Raw genomic sequence first — 17,066 nt, 5'->3', positions numbered from 1 at the left:
CTGAACCCTTGTTTCCGGGCCCTAACCTATTCTTCATTCTTTATAGTTAACAGGGGGTTAAGCAAGCCCATCGGTGACGGTTTCACCGGGCAAAAAATCACCCACCCGTTTGATTTCCCACTGTAACTCTATTCCGCTGTGTTGGAAAACCTTTTTTCGGACGTCCTCGCCCAAAGCCTCCAAATCGCGCGCGGTTGCCTCACCGGTGTTCACAAGGAAGTTCGAATGCATCGGGCTCATCTGCGCCCCGCCGATCATCGCGCCGCGCATGCCCGCCTCGTCAATCACCTTCCAGGCCTTCAGATCGTGGACATCATCTGCCTTGCCGGTGCTGCTGAAACCCGCCGGATTGCGGAACGTGCTGCCCGCCGTCCGATCCTTTGTCGGTTGTGTCTCATCCCGCTTCTTGAGCTGCGCTTCCATGCGCGCACGCAGTTCCTCCGGATCGCCAGTTTCGCCTTCGAAAACCGCCTCAACAATCACCCAGCCTTCGGGCAATTCGCTCTGGCGATACTGGAACTTCAGGTCTTCAGAAGTCAGCGTGACAAGCGCCCCGTCCCGCGTCACCGCTGTTGCCTCTACGAAATGGTCGGCAACATAAGAGCCATAGCAGCCCGCATTCATCCGCACGGCCCCGCCAATCGCTCCGGGAATGGTGCGCAGGAAGGTCAGATCAACGCCCGCCTCCGCTGCCGCCTTCGCCACATGCGCATCAAGCGCCGCAACCCCGGCCCGTACCTTCGTGCCGTCGATCTCGATCTGGTTGAACCCGCGCCCCATGCGAATGACCACGGCGCGAATACCGCCATCGCGCACGATCAGATTACTGCCCACCCCCATCGGGAAAACAGCCACAGACGGGTCCAGCGCCCGCAGGAAATCCCGCAGGTCATCCACATCAGCCGGTTGAAACAGGAAATCCGCAGGCCCACCGACCCGCAGCCATGTCAAAGAGTTCAGATCGCGGTTCGGCGTCAGCCGCCCGCGCGGGGTCGGTAGATCATACATGCGCTCTTGCTACGGCTCCGGACTCGCAGGTGCAAGCCCTGTCAGGCCAGAGTTTCAGGCCCGGCTCACCGTCCGTTTGATCCATGCCGCAAGGTAACGCATAGGCCAGCGCAACACGCTCATGCCCGCGAGCAAAACCAAAAGGCCAATCCACGGTCCATTTTCATATGTGACATAGCCAATGAGCGGGATTCCCAGTGCAATCAACACATAGGCCCGCGTCCAGTGGTTGTCCTTGGATGGCAACATAGCCAGCACGTTCGCGAGAACAGCCCAGCCGCAAGCCAGTATCAAGGAAGTCGTCATCGTCCTGCCCTCCGCATCCCCCGGGTGGCGCAAGCCTATAATGCCAAGATGAACAATTTCAGACAAGCCCCCCAAAAACTGCGAGGATCGAGAGGACAAGGCCGGTCACCGGCACCGCCATTGGCACCTCGAACGCCGCCCGCTCGCCGCGCCGCTTGGTCAGGATCAGAGCGAGGTTCACCAGCACGAAAACGCAAAGCAGCACCGTCGCCGTCACTTCCGCAAGCACCGCCACCGGCAAGGCCAAGGCCGCCGTGATCACCGCCAGACCGATCAGAACCGTTGCCCGACCGGGCGTGCCAAAGCGCGGGTGTGCATGTTGAAAAACGCTCAGCGCCCCACCCCGCCGGCCAAGGCCGAACAGCACCCGCGCGGCCATGACGATCTGCGCCAAGACCCCGTTGAGCGCCGCGAACACCGCAATGGCCGACAGGAAGCGCCCATCGCCTCCCTCGCCCGAGGCCCAGACCATGGCGAGCGGCTGCTCGGACGAGGCGAGCATCTCCGGCGTCACCGCCCGCACCGCCACCCAGGCCACCAGCGCATAGAGCAGGCTTGTGATGGCCAGCGAATAGAGGATCGCCCGCGGCAAGGTCCGCTCCGGCTCGCGCACCTCTTCGGCCATGTTCACGATGTCCTCGAACCCGATGAAGGCAAAGAAGGCCAGAACCGCCCCCGCCCCGATCCCGCCCCACGGAATATCGACTTGGTCGTACGGGACCGGCTCCACCGTAAACCCGGCCCAGACCACCAGCGCGAGGCCAATCACCTCGATCGCCGTGAACAGCGCCGCAAGGCTGAGGCTCTCCAAAACCCCAACAAGCGCCACGCCAATCAACAGACCCCCCAGGCCGACAATCACCGCAACCGCGGGCAACGGAACAAGGCCAAGCATATATCCCGCCCCGCCCCGCAGCACCGCCGCCGCCGAAATCGTCCCGGCCACAACGATGGCCAGCCCGACCAACACACCCAGCCAATCGCGCTGAAAGCCCCGGCCGACATAGATCGCCTCCCCGGCGGCTTCCGGGTAGCGCGTTGAAAACTCGGCGTAACTCAGCGCGGTCGGCGCCGCCACGATCCCGGCGAGCAAGAACGCATAAGGCGCCCAGGCGCCCGCCACACCGGCCACGGCCCCGATCAGCACATAAATTCCGGCCCCCACCATGACCCCGACGCCATAGGCAGTCAGCAGGGGCAATCCGATACGGCGTTTGAGATGATCCATGGGCGAGACTCCTGATGATGGCAGAAGCGTAACCCGAAGCGCCAAACAGGCGCATGATCTGGATCAGGAGTCACGGTGACGTCGCGGCACGTGCCTGCCTCTTCTTCTCTGTCCAAATATCCAAAACAAAAAGGCCCGCCACCCAAAGCAGGTGGCAGGCCCTGTAAGCTCCGGAATACCGAAAGCGTTACTTCGAAAGCCGCGCAGGCAGCCCGTTGGCCCAGGCCGAAATGGTCCCTGCGCCGAGGCAGACAACCATGTCGCCCGGCTGCGCCTGTTCGCGGACCAGCCGTTCCAGATCGTCTTCGCTGTCCACGGAGCGCGCGTGGCGGTGGCCGTGGCGGACAAGGCCAGCAACCAGATCATCCCGGGACGCGCCCGGGATCGGCTCTTCGCCAGCGGCAAAAACTTCGGCGATCGCCACAACATCCGCCTCGTTGAAGCAGGTGCAGAAGTCTTCGAAGTGGTGGCTCAGGCGCGAGTAGCGGTGCGGCTGATGCACGGCGATCACGCGCCCTTCGGTGGCCTGCCGGGCCGCCTTCAGCACGGCTGCGATCTCCACCGGGTGGTGGCCGTAGTCGTCGATGATCGTCACACCGTTCACTTCGCCAACCTTGGTAAAGCGCCGGTTCACACCGCCAAATGCCGCCAGCGCCGCGCGGATTTCTTCGCCGGTCATGCCAAGATGCCGTGCCACAGCCACAGCGCTCAGCGCGTTGGAGACGTTGTGATCGCCCGGCATCGGCAGGGTACAGCCTTCCAGCGTTACCCCGTCCGCCTGGAACAGCACGTCGAAATGCGCAACGCCTTTGACATAGTGCAGGTTTACGGCCCGCACGTCCGCCTGCGCGTTAAACCCGTAGGTCACAACACGGCGGTCGGACACACGCCCCACAAGCGCCTGCACCTCCGGGTGATCGGTGCAGCAGACCGCCAGCCCGTAGAAGGGGATGTTCGAGACAAAGTCATAGAACCCCTGCCGCAGGTTCTCGATGGTGCCCCAATGCTCCATATGCTCGGGGTCGATGTTGGTGACGATGGCGATGGTTGCTGGAAGGCGGTTGAAGGTGCCGTCGGACTCGTCCGCCTCGACCACCATCCACTCGCCCTGCCCCATCCGCGCATTCGATCCATAGGCGTGGATGATGCCACCGTTCACCACCGTGGGGTCAAACTTGCCCGCATCCAGCAACGTCGCCACCATGGTTGTGGTCGTCGTCTTGCCGTGGGTGCCGGCAATGGCGATGTTCGACTTGAGCCGCATCAGCTCGGCCAGCATTTCCGCGCGGCGCACCACCGGCAGCCCGCGCCGCCGCGCCTCGTCCAGTTCCGGGTTGCCCGGTTTGATCGCCGAAGAGATCACCACAACCTCCGCGCCTTCGAGGTTCTCCGCCCGCTGCCCTTCGAAGATATGCGCGCCAAGCTCTTTCAAACGATTGGTGATTTTCGTGGCCTTCAGATCCGAACCCTGCACCACGTAGCCATGGTTCAGCAGAACTTCGGCGATGCCGGACATGCCAATCCCGCCAATGCCGACAAAATGGATCGGCCCCACGTCACCGGGAAGTTTCGTTGCCCCGTTCAAAGCCATACCCCGTTCATGCTCCAGATCCTTCATCGCCTGCCCCTTTCGTTTTCTTGTTATCCGCCAAATCTTCAATCAACTGTGCCAGCGCCTCTGCAGCCTCCGGCTTTGCCACCCCAAGCGCGGCCTGCGCCATCTGGCTGGCCCCTTCCGGCGTGTCGAGGATTGTCAGGATCGCATCCGTCATCGCCTCGACCGTCAGTTTGCTTTCGGGAATGCGGATCGCCGCGCCCGCTTCTGTCAGGGCCTGTGCATTGACAGTCTGATGGTCGCCCGTCGCATGTTTGTACGGGATCAGGATCGCGGGACGCCCGATCACACTGATGTCCGCCACCGAGGACGCACCCGACCGCGAGATCACCATCTGCGCCTCGGCCATCCGTTCCGGAACGTCCGAGAAAAACGGCTGGACGTCGGCGTTGATCGCATGATCGATGTAGAACTGTGTAACGCGCTCTTCGTCCTCGCCGCGCGCCTGGTGGCTCACGCGCAGCAGGTTGATCGCCTCCATCGGCAGGGCTGCAATCGCTGGCGGAACCACGTCCGACAGGATGCGCGCGCCCTGGCTGCCGCCGATGACCAGGATCGACATCGGATAGAGCCCTGGCGGAATGTAGGGCGCCGCAGCCCGGTCCATCACCGCAGAGCGCACCGGGTTGCCCACATGCTCGCCTTTTACACCTTCCGGCAAATCGGTGGGCCATGTCCCGCAGGCCACGGCGTTCACCCGTGATGCGAAGATCTTGTTCACCCGGCCCAGAACGCCGTTCTGTTCGTGAATCAAACGCGGGAGCCGAAGCAGAACCGCCGCCGACAGCGCCGGGATCGACGGATAGCCGCCGAAACCGACCACAACGTCGGGCTTGTCCCGCATCATGCGCAGCGCCATGGAGACCGCGCCGCCTGCAATGCGGAACGGCACAAGCGCCTTGGCCAGAAGCCCGCCGCGCGCAAAGGTCGCCGAGGAGACCTGTTCGATCTCGACCCCTTCCGGGAAGGCTCCGGTGTAGCGCGCACCCCGCGCATCGGTCGACAGCTTGACTCGCCAGCCCCGGCTCAGCATCAGTTCCGCCAGCGCTTGCGCCGGGAACATGTGCCCGCCGGTCCCGCCGGCCGCCATCACCAAAAGGGGCTGCTTGCCACTCATCCGCTCAATCCCTCACCTCGTGAGGCTCGCCAGTACAACACGCACACGCGCCCGTCCATCCTGCGGCACAAACCGGCGGCATTTCGCCCATCTTGTGCTTCTTCCTGGCTCAATACCCGAAACTCCCCTGTCTGCCCGCACAAGGGCTGAGCACTCAGCGCAACCGACCTCGCAGAATATCCCCGATCTCGCCTTGGGGCCGGGTTCGGGTGAAAGCCAGCAACATGCCAACCGCAATCCCGCCCGCAATCAGCGACGAGCCGCCATAGCTGACGAAAGGCAGCGTCATGCCCTTGGCAGGCAGCAGACGCACGGCCACGCCCATGTTGATCATCGCCTGAACACCGAACATGCAGGCAAGGCCGGTCCCGGCAAGACGAATAAACGGATCGCGTTCCCGCATCAGGCGGATCATCGAGCGCACCACAATTGTGGCATACAAAGCAATGATCGCGAGCACGAGCACCAGCCCGTATTCTTCGGCGGCCACGGCGATGATGAAATCCGTATGGGCATCCGGCAGGGACCATTTCACCTGCCCTTCACCGACGCCGACGCCGAAGAACCCGCCTTCGCGGATCGCATCGGTAGCGTAGCCTAGCTGCGTGGTGGGATCGACATCGGGCGACAGGAAACCATCGATACGGCGCGCGAAGTGTTCGGAGTTGTTATAGGCAAAGCTGCCCGCCAGCACGACCAGTCCGGCAAGACCGATCAGCAAGAGCATGGGCGCGCCGCCGACGAACCACATGACGCCCCAGCCAAACAGCACCAGCGAGGCCTGCCCGAAGTCTGGCTGCAAAGCCAGCATCAGGACAATCGCCACCATGAGTGCAAAGGAGTAAAGCCGTCCCGGAGGCCCGCCCAGGTCCTGCGCGGCGGCCATGAGCCAGGCGGCGACGATCACGAAGGTGGGTTTCAGAAACTCCGAAGGCTGCACCGAGGCAAAGCCGAGCGAGTACCAGCGCACGGCGCCTTTGCCGAAGTCCGTGCCCAGAAACGGCAGCAACGCAAGCGCCACAAACGCGCCGAGAAAGCCCAGCACCGCAAGGCGGCGCACCACCGTAGGCGACATCATCGAGGTCAGGATCATGGCGAGCATGGCCATGCCGCCAAACAGCGCCTGTCTTTGCACGTAATGGAAAGGCGCGAAATTGTTGCGTTCCGCCAGCGGCGGAGAGGCGGCGAGCCCGAGAAGGATCCCCACACCAAAGAGCATCAGGATGCAGGACAAGGTCCACTTGTCCACCGTCCGCCACCATTTCGGAAAAACCGGCTCGCCATCGCGCACCGGCACCGATCCATAGACCATCTCAGTCATGGGAACACCGCTCGTACTGCCTCACATCGCCCGGTTTTCCGGGTCTGAGAGGGAGTCTAGCGCAGTTTTGGCCGTGAAGCCAGAGTTTCGTCAACGGGGCGGGCCAGAGATGGGGGTAAAGAGGTGTTGAGACTCGGTTGATCAGTTCTGGTCATCGAGCAGACCCCGTCCCGGCCTTAGTCCGGGACCTCCTATGCAAGGCACGAGCCGCGCCGATGGTGAGATGAGACGCCTTTCACGCCAGGATCCGTCACCCACTCCCCGAAATCAGGCACAAGACATACTTCGCCCCCTGCCCCGGCCGCGTCGCGAACCGCAGCGCGCCGTAGGGCCGAAAGCGCAGCGCGTCTCCCGGCTCCAGATCATAACCCCGCCCATCAACCTCCGCCGCCATATACCCCGAGATCATCACCAGATGATGCTCCTGTCCCGGCACAGGCGGCAAAGCTTGCTCCAAATGCGCGCCGGGCGAGAGGCGGCACTCCAGAACTTCTGCTGCCAACGCGCGAGCCGCCGGGGAAACCCTGCGCTGCGACGCGCCCGTGGTGGCCGCACGGGTCACGGCCTGATCATCTCGGCGGATGTGGGCGACGAAACCCTCTTCGACCATGCCAAGCAAGCGCGACGGGGTCACCCCATAGGCCCCGGCGAGACGCGACAGGACATCGGCAGAGGGGCTGACCTCGGCATTTTCCAGCCGCGACAGCGCTGCGCGGCTGACCCCGCTTTCAGAGGCCAACCGGTCAAGCGTCCACCCCCGCGCGGCCCGCAGGGATGCCAGACAATCGGACAGCCGTTCAGTCAAATCAGTTGCCATGGCACTCACTCGATTTGGCGAAAACACGGGAATCCTTCCCGGATCCGAGATTACCTTAGGGAAGGCATACGAGGCAAAGGCATTCCCATATTGTTTCTCCAGGCCACCTAATTCCTGCTCAAACCACCAATTGTTTCCAGCTATATACGGCCCAGTCGCCCCAAGGTGACTTGCGATACTCGTGACCTTTTCCAGCCGGGGCTTTGCGCCCACCCGCGCTGACCCGCTGCGCAAGATGGACGAAACCTCCGCCCGCTTGCGCCAAAGCCACGCTCTTCCCGCATGCGCCTGCGACACTTTGTACTGGACGGATGGCCTCCGGAATGGTCACTTGCGGGCATGGCAGACCCAAAGGCCCGGACATGACGACAAAGAAACCCGAAGACCTGCGCAGCGCGCGCTGGTTTGCCCCCGATGACCTGCGCTCCATGGGCCACCGCTCCCGCGCCATGCAAATGGGTTGGTCCGCCGATGACTGGGAAGGCAAACCCGTCATTGCGATCATCAACACGTGGTCGGATCTTTCCCCGTGCCACCATCACCTGCGGGACCGCGCCGAATGGGTCAAACGCGGTGTGTTGATGGCGGGCGGAACGCCCGTGGAAATGCCGGTGCATTCCTTTGCCGAGCAGTTCCTGAAACCCACCTCCATGCTGTATCGCAACATGGGGGCCATGGAGGTCGAGGAAACCCTGCGCTCGCACCCGATTGACGGGGCTGTTCTGCTTGGCGGATGTGACAAATCCACCCCGGCGCTCGTGATGGGTGCGGTTTCGATGAACCTGCCGTTCATTTTCCTGCCCGCCGGGGCCATGCTGCGTGGCAACTACGCCGGGCAAAAGCTCGGCTCCGGGACGGATGTCTGGAAATACTGGGACGAGCGCCGCGCGGGCACCATCGGCAAAGAGGAATGGTTGGGTGTGCAGGGTGGCATCGCGCGCAGCTATGGCACCTGCATGACCATGGGCACGGCCTCGACGATGATGTCCATCGCCGATGGCTGGGGACTCACCTTGCCGGGCGCATCCTCGATCCCCGCCCCCGACGCGAGCCACAAACGCATGTCCTCGGAATGCGGGCGGCGCATCGTCGACATGGTCTGGGAAGACCTGACCCCGAACAGGATCATGACATGGGAAAGCACACGCAACGCCGTGACCGTGGCCATGGCCACGGGCTGCTCGACCAACGCGATCATCCACCTGATCGCCATGGCCCGCCGCGCCGGGGTTGATCTGACGCTGGAACATCTGGACGAAATCGGCCGTACCACGCCTGTCCTCGCCAACATCCGCCCCTCCGGCAAAGACTACCTGATGGAGGACTTCTTCTATGCCGGCGGTTTGCCCGCTTTGATGAAAGAACTGGAGGGCAAGCTCGATCTTTCGGTGATGACGGTGAACGGCAAAACCATGGGCGAGAACATCGCGCCCGCGGTCAACTACAATGACGATGTGATCCGGCCTCTGTCGAACCCGGTCTATCACGAAGGCTCCCTCGCGGTGCTCAAGGGCAACCTCGCCCCCGATGGCGCGGTGATCAAACCCGCCGCCATGGACCCGAAGTTCCAAACTCATCGCGGCCCGGCCATCGTGGCGGACAGCTATGACGCCCTGAAATCCATCATCAATGATGAGAATTACCCGATGACACCAGATCATGTTCTGGTTCTGCGCAATGCCGGACCCTTGGGCGGACCGGGCATGCCGGAATGGGGCATGATCCCGATGCCAAAAGCGCTGCTTAAAGACGGCCACCGCGACATGGTGCGCCTGTCGGATGCCCGCATGTCCGGCACCTCTTATGGCGCCTGCATCCTGCACGTGGCGCCCGAAGCCTATATCGGCGGGCCGCTGGCCTTGATCCAAACCGGCGACATAATCGAAATGGACATCCCGAACCGCATTCTGCGGGTGGATGTCCCGGACGAGGAATTGGCCGAGCGCCGCAAGGCGTGGTCGCCGCCGCCGCCGCGCTTTGAGCGCGGGTACGGTCAGATGTTCAGCAAGCATGTGGAACAGGCGGACAAAGGCTGTGACTTCGACTTCCTGCGCACGGATTTCGGCGGGCCTGTGCCGGAGCCGGAGATCAACTGACACGCACGCAAGCGCGGCCAAGCAGATTGCAGAGCAACCGCGCCGCATTCCCACGCCATCGTAGGACGGGGCTCTGCCCCGGCCCATCCAAAGGACAGACAGATGACCGACGTATCCCCTGACACCATCGAAAAGCTGCGCCATGTCAGCGTCGCCACGCTGGCCACCGCGCTTTACAAACGCGGGTTGCGCAATCAGACCATTCAGGACGTGCGCCCATTGTCACAAAAGGGCCGCAACATGGTCGGCCCGGCCTTTACCCTGCGCTACATGCCCGCGCGCGAAGACCGCAATACGCTGGCCGAATTCCGCAACCCGGAGCACCCGCAACGCCAAGCGATCGAGCAATGCCCAGAAGGCCATGTTCTGGTTATGGACAGCCGCAAGGACGCCCGCGCCGCCTCCGCCGGGGATATCCTGATCACGCGCCTGATGATGCGCGGCGGCGAAGGGGTGGTGACAGACGGCGGTTTTCGCGACGCCCAGACCATCGCGGCGCTGGACATCCACGCCTACCACAGCCGCCCATCCAGCCCGACGAACCTGACAATCAACGAAGCCATCGACATCAATGTGCCGATCGGCTGCGGCGACGCGCCGGTCTTTCCCGGCGATATCGTCGTGGGTGACGGGGACAATGTGATCATCATTCCGGCACATCTTGCCGATGAGATCGCAAATGAGGCCACCGAAATGACCGCTTACGAGGACTTCGTGGTCGATCGCGTCAAAGCGGGCCAGTCGATCATTGGCCTGTACCCCGCAACGGACGAAGCTAATCTCACCGCCTTCGAAGCCTGGCGCAAGGAAAACGGCCGCTGAACCGCGGATCCTGGGCCAAGGCGCCGATGCTCAGTGCGCCTGAACGGCCACAAGAACAACATCAAGTTCGTCTTCCAGCGTTTTCAACTTCTGGAGTTTTTCGCCGGACAGCTTGGCGGTATGCGCCTCGATCGCTGATAGCGCAACAACCGGCGCGCCGATTTCGGCTTCCAGATCCTGCAGGGCCTTGAGCTTGTCTCCGTCCAGGTTGGCAACAGGGTAGAGCATGGCAAACGTCCTTTCTCATGGATTGATGAGCTCAATCTGTGAGACAAAAGGATAGCGCGAACCGGCTGCACATCAAACATCGGCCACCTTGGGGCCTCTGCCTGTTTCATCTTCCGAAGGGGGAGAGATGGTGCGGTCGAGAAGACTCGAACTTCCACGGGAGTTACCCCACAGCGACCTCAACGCTGCGCGTCTACCAATTCCGCCACGACCGCACTGTCTTGACTTGGTGGAGGCTCTCTACAGAAGGCCGCTGGGGATGTGAAGAGGAAAAATGCGCCTTTTTGCGGTTTCTTCAAACGCGCTGAACCGGGCTGCCAATCCGCGCCTTTGTGCGGGGTTTCCGGCTCATCCACCATTGTGCGAGGAGGGCCAGACCGCCAAGGACGATAACCCCATATCCAAGCGATTGCGCCTCGGGGAACACCATGCGGGAGAGCGTACGGCCGGGCAGAAAGATGAACAGCCCCGCCACGCAAAGCCCGCGCCAGTACAGCCCCTGCATCGCCGCCCGGTGCCCGGCAATATCGCCCGCGAAAATGCAGCGCATTCCCTGCCAGAGCGACCAGAGCGCCAGCACAGCCAGCAGATGCAGCGGGCTAAACGGGCCGATGAGGCCAAAGCCGTGAATGCCAAAGGACGACAGCGCCGTGATCGCCATGGCGATCACCCAAGTGTACCCGGCCAGTTTGTGAAGCCGGTCGCGGCGCTTGCGCAGCAGGGCAAGTGGCCCGAGCACAATCGCCAGAAAGGCAGAAGCTGCATGGATCTGGATGATGAACGGGGCGGTCAGGAAAGGCTCGAAGGTCATGAGGTCCTCGCGGTCTGAAGGGGTCATGCCTGCCTAGACAAGCCGCGCCGCGCCATGCCATGTCCATTGCGTGAAAAAGAGGGATCCGTTCGTGAGTGACAGCCAGCCGCAATCCGCGCTTCGTGAATGGCGGACACATTTTTCCCATCCGGTGACGCTTGTGGTGACGGGCGGTGTGGGGGTGATCCTTGCGCTGGCAGGCCCGTTTGGCACCGATGATCTGCTGTCCTTGCCTGGGCGCGTCCTTTATTGGCTGGCACTTGTCCTTGCGACCTATTCAGCGGGTTTTCTGGTCAGCACGCTGGTGCGCAAGGCCGTGCACAGCATGCCCCTGATCCCCGCCGTCGCAATCGAAGCTTTGGCCATCGGGGCGGTGATCTGCGTCCTTGTTATGGGTGTGAATGCCCTTGTGTTCGGCTGGGTGCCGTCGCCCAAAGACCTGCCGGAGTTCCTTGGCACGGTGTTCGGCATCGCGGTGATCGTCACGGGCGCGCTGCACGTGGCGTCCCGGCACGTCCGTCCCGATGCCGTAGCGCCGCAAGACACCGCGCCCCCTGCCCCGCCGCCCATCCTTGACCGTTTGCCTTTGGACAAACGGGCTGCGCTGGTGGCGCTTTCGGTGGAAGATCATTATGTGCGTGTTCGGACGCTGCGCGGCGAAGAACTGATCCTGATGCGCCTGTCCGATGCGGTGCGCGAGATCGGGGCGACCCCGGGCGCGCAGGTGCACCGCTCGCACTGGGCGGCCTTTGATCAGGTGACAAGCGTCCGGCGCGAAGGCGACCGGGCGATTTTGACAATGACAACCGGCGCGGAGGTGCCGGTCAGCCGGGCGAATGTGCCCCGGATCAAGGAGGCGGGGCTGTTGCCCCGGTAACGCATGGTAGAGTGGAAGATCAGCGACGGGCTGACCGATTACGAAGAGGCTCTGGCCTTCATGGAAGCCCGTGCCACGGCGATTGCCAAAGGTGAGGCCGAGGAGTGCGTCTGGCTGCTGGAGCATCCGCCGCTCTACACCGCCGGATCAAGCGCCTCGCCCGAAGACCTGCGCGATCCCGATCGCTTTCCCGTTTATGAAACGCGGCGCGGCGGCCAGTACACCTACCACGGTCCCGGCCAGCGCGTGGTCTATGTCATGCTGGACCTGACCAAACGCGGCCGCGATGTGCGCTGCTTCGTGCGCGATCTGGAGGCCTGGGTGATTGCGACGCTGGGTGAATTTGGCCTTACCGGGCACATTCGCGACGGGCGCGTCGGCGTCTGGATCGAACGGCCGGACCGACCCAAGACGGCGTCTGGGCTGATGGCGGAAGACAAGATCGCCGCAATCGGCGTTCGCCTGCGCAAATGGGTGAGCTTCCACGGGATTTCCATCAACGTGGAGCCGGACCTGTCGCATTTCGACGGAATCGTGCCCTGCGGCATCACCGAGTTCGGGGTGACTTCTCTCGTCGATCTTGGCCTGCCAGTTGGTATGGACGATCTCGACGTGGCGTTGCGGCGGCAGTTTGACGAGGTCATGGAAGCCCGGCGCGATCACGTCTGTGATCAGGCCGGGTAAAATTTTGTCGGGGCAAAATTTTTCTACGGGGCCAGCCCCGTCGCAGCAGGGCTGCGACTCCCCGAGGTATTTACCGGCCCAAAGAAACCGGCTGCGCGTGGGGTCAGATCGACAGGCGTCTGGACCGTGCGCCGCCGCGGCGTTTGGCTTTGGGTAGCGCAAGATCGAGCGGCTGCAGTGGTCTGTGCTGCGAAGCGCGCACCAGGGCGCAGAAGGCGGCCACCGCCGGGTCCGTGTCGATGAATTCCTCCGCAAAGGCATAGGCTTTGCCGGCTTCTTTCACGTAGTCCGCATTGGCCGGAAGCGTTCCCAGCCATTGCATATAGCCCAGCTGGCCCAATTCGCGGGCGCGGTCTGGTGTCAGGTTGCGGGCCATAAGCCCGTTCAAGGTTCTTGCGATGTTCATTGCGCCCTCCGCGCGATGGGTTCAGGCAGAAAGCCGGGACAAGACAAAGCAAAAGCGCGGAATCTGCCCGCGTCAAAGCCTGCATCCTGCCCGAGGCACCCCGCCCGGGTTACGTTGCGTGCCGCCGTGGGTCGGCGGCGTTTGACAGCAGGTTTCCTGACTTGCGGGTCATCGCTCCCCGTCCCTTCCCGGCATAGTGCCAGTGGCTTTGACGGATCGCTCACCGCTTACAGTTGCGGGGGCAGTCCCGGACTTGGCTCACAGAGCCGCACCGGCGTTCCCTTTTCAGACCTGCCCTCGGTGAGGCAGGTCACTGTCATGGGTGGAGGGTGGCAGAGAGGGCGCTGCAACGCAACATCGAAGTGTTGCGGCGCGGCAATTGGTGTCAGCGCGCGGTCTGGCGCTTGAACACATGTGGCAGGATGGTGTCCCGGGTCAGCCCCAAGGCCGCAAGGTCCGCATCCGAGAGGCTGCGCAGATAGGCGGCGCGTTCGGCGATCGCGCGGCTGCGCTGATCAAACGGGGTCTCCAGCAGCCGGGACAGGCGGCTCAGGAGCGACGGGCGCGGGGTCAGGGCGGTGTCAAAGAGGGCCATGGCAGCGGGTGTCCTTTAGGGTCGTCGGTGTAGCAGATGGACCCAACATGCCGCAGCCAACCGCCCGGCGGCAGTCAGGAAAGCCCGACCCAAGCGCCAGAAACGGCCCATTTCGGGTGCGGAATTCCTGACCATTGACGGCAAAACCCCTGATCCCGCGCGCCCTGGTCGCCCTGATCCAGATCAACCGGGGTGCGACAAAAATGTTTGACCTGTGTCAAATACCGCCATTGCCCAGCCCCACCTCACATTCTAAAACACGATTGGAATGACGCATGCGCCGGGGGATTCCCCCCGTCGGGCTGCGTTTGGCAAGAGGCAACCAGGAGGCACCCAATGGCAGACGCCGCCATTCACGGCCACGACCATCACGACGACCGCGGGTTCTTTACCCGCTGGTTCATGTCGACGAACCACAAGGACATCGGGATTCTGTATCTGATCGTGTCCGCGTTCGCCGGTCTCGTATCCGTTATCTTTACTGTTTACATGCGCATGGAGCTCATGGAGCCCGGCGTGCAATACATGTGTCTGGAAGGCTGGCGCCTGACGGCCGCCGCCGCAGGCGAGTGTACCCCGAACGGACACCTTTGGAACGTGATGATCACGGGCCACGGCATCCTGATGATGTTCTTCGTCGTCATCCCCGCCCTCTTCGGCGGTTTTGGCAACTATTTCATGCCGTTGCAGATCGGCGCGCCGGATATGGCGTTCCCTCGGATGAACAACCTGTCGTTCTGGCTCTACGTGGCCGGTACCTCGCTGGCGGTTCTGTCGGTCTTCTCCCCGGGCGGTAACAACCAGCTCGGCTCCGGTGTGGGCTGGGTGCTCTACCCGCCGCTCTCCACCGGTGAAGGCGGCTACTCCATGGACCTCGCGATCTTCGCGGTGCACGTCTCCGGTGCCTCGTCGATCTTGGGCGCGATCAACATGATCACCACCTTCCTGAACATGCGGACCCCGGGCATGACCCTGTTCAAGGTCCCGCTGTTCTCCTGGTCGATCTTCGTGACGTCCTGGCTGATCCTGCTGTCCCTGCCGGTTCTGGCGGGCGCGATCACCATGCTGCTGACCGACCGTAACTTCGGCACCACCTTCTTCGATCCGTCGGGCGGTGGCGATCCGATCCTGTACCAGCACATCCTCTGGTTCTTCGGTCACCCGGAAGTGTACATCGTGATCCTGCCGGGCTTCGGCATCATCTCCCACGTCATCGCAACCTTCAGCCGCAAGCCGGTCTTCGGGTACCTGCCGATGGTCTGGGCGATCATCGCGATCGGCGCGCTTGGCTTTGTCGTGTGGGCGCACCACATGTACACCGTCGGCATGTCCCTGACCCAGCAGTCCTACTTCATGCTGGCCACCATGGTCATTGCGGTGCCCACCGGGGTGAAGGTCTTCTCGTGGATCGCCACCATGTGGGGCGGCTCCATCGACCTCAAAGCTCCGATGCTCTGGGCCTTCGGCTTCCTGTTCCTCTTCACCGTGGGCGGCGTGACCGGCGTGGTGCTGAGCCAGGCAGGTGTCGACCGGGCGTACCATGACACGTACTATGTGGTTGCACACTTCCACTACGTGATGAGCCTTGGTGCCGTGTTCGCAATCTTCGCCGGTGTGTACTTCTACCTGCCGAAGATGACGGGCCGGATGTACTCCGAACCGCTCGCCAAGATCCACTTCTGGCTGATGTTCATCGGTGCAAACCTCACCTTCTTCCCGCAGCACTTCCTGGGCCGTCAGGGCATGCCGCGCCGCTACATCGACTACCCGGATGCCTTCGCATTCTGGAACTACGTGTCGAGCTGGGGTGCGTTCATCTCCTTCGCCTCGTTCCTGCTGTTCTTCGGTATCATCTGGCACGCACTCACCCGCGGCGCCCGCGTGACCGAGAACAACCCGTGGAACGAGTACGCGGACACCCTCGAGTGGACCCTGCCCTCGCCGCCGCCGGAGCACACCTTCGAGCAGCTGCCGAAGCAGGAAGACTGGGACAAAGGCCACGCGCACTAAGCGCCGGGACCTTTGAAAGAAAACCGAAAGGCCCCGCTGCGAAGCGGGGCCTTTTGTTTGAAGCGCCTCTGCCCCCTTTGTCAGGTCACGCCATGGATTTCTTTTCTTTGTTGCTCTCGCTGCAAACCGGCTACCTTGAGCGCTTTGAAGCCGGCCTCGCCGAACTGCAGACCAAGCACGCCGGAGTGCAGGCGGAAGTTGGGTTTGAACTGAGTCAGAAGGCAGAAGTCTATAAAAAGCTCTACGTCGTCGATGCTTTGACCGAAGACGGTTCTGTTGTGGAATTCGCACCATCGGAAATGAACTACAGTCCCAGAGGCAACTACGGCTATAAGTCGCTTGAAATCAGCGCCGCCCCACTGACTTGGGACGCGATTTGCCTTTCACCTGTCACGTCGGACCTTCCCGGATTTGAGAAGTGGTTCACTCACTGGCTAGATATTGAAGCCAAACGATATGACGTGGAGGCAGGCCACGGCGCTGCAATTCATTCAGTTGTTTTCAACGGGGAGGCTGCATGTATCGATTTCGGCACAGCCCCTATCGCTGCAATGACGGATCTGCTTGATTTGTTGATAGCGGGCGACATCTCCCATCTCATCCTGACAGACGCACGAACCGACTAAACCTATGCCCCACACCTGGACCGACACCTCAGACAATACCGCCGAGCTGCGCGCCTGGCCGCATAATTCGCTGCCGCCTGCGGGATTTGCCGCGTTGATCCTTGGCTTCTTTCTGTTTGCCTCGCTGCCGCTCTACGCCATGCTTGGCACTGTGCTGCTCTGGGGGTTGCTGCCCTTCATGCTCGCCGCAACCGCCGCGCTGTACTACGCGCTTCGACGCAACGCGCGGGATCGGGAAATCCTCGAAGTGTTGACGATCAGCCATGAGAACACGCACCTGAGTCGCACCAATCCCAAGGGTGATGTGCAGGAATGGGCCTGCAATACCTATTGGGTCGAGGCCAACCTGCACCCGAAAGGCGGTCCGGTCCCCTTCTATGTCACGCTCAAAGGCGGTGGACGAGAGGTTGAGGTTGGCGCGTTTCTGAGCGAAGACGAGCGCAAGGCGCTGTATTCCGAACTGGACGGCACCCTGCGGCGTATCAGCCGCCCCTGATCG

General features: G+C 62.5%; 18 protein-coding genes, 1 tRNA gene and 1 riboswitch. Of the genes, 7 read left to right on the top strand and 12 right to left on the bottom strand.

Annotation, left to right across the window (positions count from 1 at the left end; translation table 11 throughout):
* Positions 1-57: 57 nt before the first annotated feature.
* From murB to E4662_RS08905, 7 genes are all read right to left on the bottom strand, one after another.
* A complete protein-coding gene (gene murB, locus E4662_RS08935; protein WP_136441196.1) occupies positions 58-1,008 on the bottom strand; it encodes a UDP-N-acetylmuramate dehydrogenase in 951 nt (316 codons plus the stop codon).
* Positions 1,009-1,062: 54 nt separating this feature from the next.
* Positions 1,063-1,314 carry a DUF2484 family protein gene (locus E4662_RS08930; protein ID WP_136441195.1) on the bottom strand — a complete coding sequence of 84 codons (252 nt, stop codon included), beginning with the start codon at positions 1,312-1,314 and terminating at the stop codon, positions 1,063-1,065.
* Between the two features lie 58 nt (positions 1,315-1,372).
* Positions 1,373-2,542, bottom strand: a complete 1,170-nt coding sequence (locus E4662_RS08925; protein WP_136441194.1) for an APC family permease — start codon at positions 2,540-2,542, stop codon at positions 1,373-1,375.
* 187 nt (positions 2,543-2,729) lie between these two features.
* Complete coding sequence (gene murC, locus E4662_RS08920; protein WP_420819262.1) at positions 2,730-4,160, bottom strand: UDP-N-acetylmuramate--L-alanine ligase; 1,431 nt, start codon at positions 4,158-4,160, stop codon at positions 2,730-2,732.
* Positions 4,141-5,274 (bottom strand): UDP-N-acetylglucosamine--N-acetylmuramyl-(pentapeptide) pyrophosphoryl-undecaprenol N-acetylglucosamine transferase, encoded by a 1,134-nt coding sequence (locus E4662_RS08915; RefSeq protein ID WP_136441193.1) that lies wholly within the window; start codon positions 5,272-5,274, stop codon positions 4,141-4,143. Before E4662_RS08915 ends, murC begins: the two co-directional genes overlap by 20 nt.
* A 154-nt stretch (positions 5,275-5,428) precedes the next feature.
* A complete protein-coding gene (gene ftsW, locus E4662_RS08910; protein WP_136441192.1) occupies positions 5,429-6,595 on the bottom strand; it encodes a putative lipid II flippase FtsW in 1,167 nt (388 codons plus the stop codon).
* 250 nt (positions 6,596-6,845) lie between these two features.
* A complete protein-coding gene (locus tag E4662_RS08905; RefSeq protein ID WP_136441191.1) occupies positions 6,846-7,412 on the bottom strand; it encodes a helix-turn-helix domain-containing protein in 567 nt (188 codons plus the stop codon).
* 362 nt (positions 7,413-7,774) lie between these two features.
* Between E4662_RS08905 and araD the strand changes: the two genes are divergently transcribed.
* Both araD and E4662_RS08895 read left to right on the top strand, forming a co-directional pair.
* A complete protein-coding gene (gene araD / locus E4662_RS08900) occupies positions 7,775-9,508 on the top strand; it encodes an L-arabinonate dehydratase (protein WP_136441190.1) in 1,734 nt (577 codons plus the stop codon).
* 102 nt (positions 9,509-9,610) lie between these two features.
* On the top strand, positions 9,611-10,330 hold the full coding sequence (locus E4662_RS08895) for a ribonuclease activity regulator RraA (protein WP_136441189.1): 720 nt from the start codon (positions 9,611-9,613) through the stop codon (positions 10,328-10,330).
* 30 nt (positions 10,331-10,360) lie between these two features.
* On the opposite strand, the gene E4662_RS08890 is transcribed toward E4662_RS08895, so the two are convergent.
* The 3 genes from E4662_RS08890 to E4662_RS08880 all read right to left on the bottom strand — a co-directional run bounded on the left by E4662_RS08890 (position 10,361) and on the right by E4662_RS08880 (position 11,396).
* A complete protein-coding gene (locus tag E4662_RS08890) occupies positions 10,361-10,558 on the bottom strand; it encodes a hypothetical protein (RefSeq protein WP_136441188.1) in 198 nt (65 codons plus the stop codon).
* A gap of 128 nt (positions 10,559-10,686) precedes the next feature.
* Positions 10,687-10,773 (bottom strand) — tRNA-Leu (locus tag E4662_RS08885).
* An 80-nt stretch (positions 10,774-10,853) separates the two neighbouring features.
* Positions 10,854-11,396, bottom strand: coding sequence for a DUF2306 domain-containing protein (locus E4662_RS08880; protein WP_240705155.1), 543 nt, complete (start codon positions 11,394-11,396; stop codon positions 10,854-10,856).
* A gap of 64 nt (positions 11,397-11,460) precedes the next feature.
* On the opposite strand from E4662_RS08880, the gene E4662_RS08875 reads away from it, so the two are divergent.
* Together E4662_RS08875 and lipB are read left to right on the top strand one after the other, a co-directional pair.
* The gene (locus E4662_RS08875) at positions 11,461-12,246 is read left to right on the top strand and encodes a LytTR family DNA-binding domain-containing protein (RefSeq protein WP_136441187.1); all 786 of its coding nucleotides are present in this window, start codon (positions 11,461-11,463) and stop codon (positions 12,244-12,246) included.
* 3 nt (positions 12,247-12,249) lie between these two features.
* The gene (lipB, locus tag E4662_RS08870; RefSeq protein WP_136441186.1) at positions 12,250-12,930 is read left to right on the top strand and encodes a lipoyl(octanoyl) transferase LipB; all 681 of its coding nucleotides are present in this window, start codon (positions 12,250-12,252) and stop codon (positions 12,928-12,930) included.
* Between the two features lie 103 nt (positions 12,931-13,033).
* Here the strand turns inward: lipB and E4662_RS08865 are convergent, their stop codons facing one another.
* Together E4662_RS08865 and E4662_RS08860 are read right to left on the bottom strand one after the other, a co-directional pair.
* Entirely contained in the window at positions 13,034-13,336 is a 303-nt protein-coding gene (locus E4662_RS08865; protein ID WP_136441185.1) for a hypothetical protein, read from the bottom strand.
* Positions 13,337-13,465: 129 nt separating this feature from the next.
* Positions 13,466-13,669, bottom strand: a riboswitch (cobalamin riboswitch).
* Positions 13,670-13,721: 52 nt separating this feature from the next.
* Positions 13,722-13,931: a hypothetical protein gene (locus tag E4662_RS08860; protein ID WP_136441184.1), complete on the bottom strand. Its 210-nt coding sequence runs from the start codon at positions 13,929-13,931 to the stop codon at positions 13,722-13,724.
* Between the two features lie 336 nt (positions 13,932-14,267).
* On the opposite strand from E4662_RS08860, the gene ctaD reads away from it, so the two are divergent.
* The 3 genes from ctaD to E4662_RS08845 all read left to right on the top strand — a co-directional run bounded on the left by ctaD (position 14,268) and on the right by E4662_RS08845 (position 17,063).
* Positions 14,268-15,941: a cytochrome c oxidase subunit I gene (ctaD, locus tag E4662_RS08855; protein WP_136441183.1), complete on the top strand. Its 1,674-nt coding sequence runs from the start codon at positions 14,268-14,270 to the stop codon at positions 15,939-15,941.
* A 92-nt stretch (positions 15,942-16,033) separates the two neighbouring features.
* Positions 16,034-16,567 carry a hypothetical protein gene (locus E4662_RS08850; RefSeq protein ID WP_136441182.1) on the top strand — a complete coding sequence of 178 codons (534 nt, stop codon included), beginning with the start codon at positions 16,034-16,036 and terminating at the stop codon, positions 16,565-16,567.
* A 4-nt stretch (positions 16,568-16,571) separates the two neighbouring features.
* Positions 16,572-17,063, top strand: coding sequence for a DUF2244 domain-containing protein (locus E4662_RS08845; RefSeq protein WP_136441181.1), 492 nt, complete (start codon positions 16,572-16,574; stop codon positions 17,061-17,063).
* Positions 17,064-17,066 lie beyond the last annotated feature (3 nt).

Source organism: Pacificoceanicola onchidii (assembly GCF_004804335.1).
In the GTDB taxonomy this organism is placed as follows: domain Bacteria; phylum Pseudomonadota; class Alphaproteobacteria; order Rhodobacterales; family Rhodobacteraceae; genus Pacificoceanicola; species Pacificoceanicola onchidii.
This window is presented reverse-complemented; position numbering and strand designations above follow the sequence as displayed.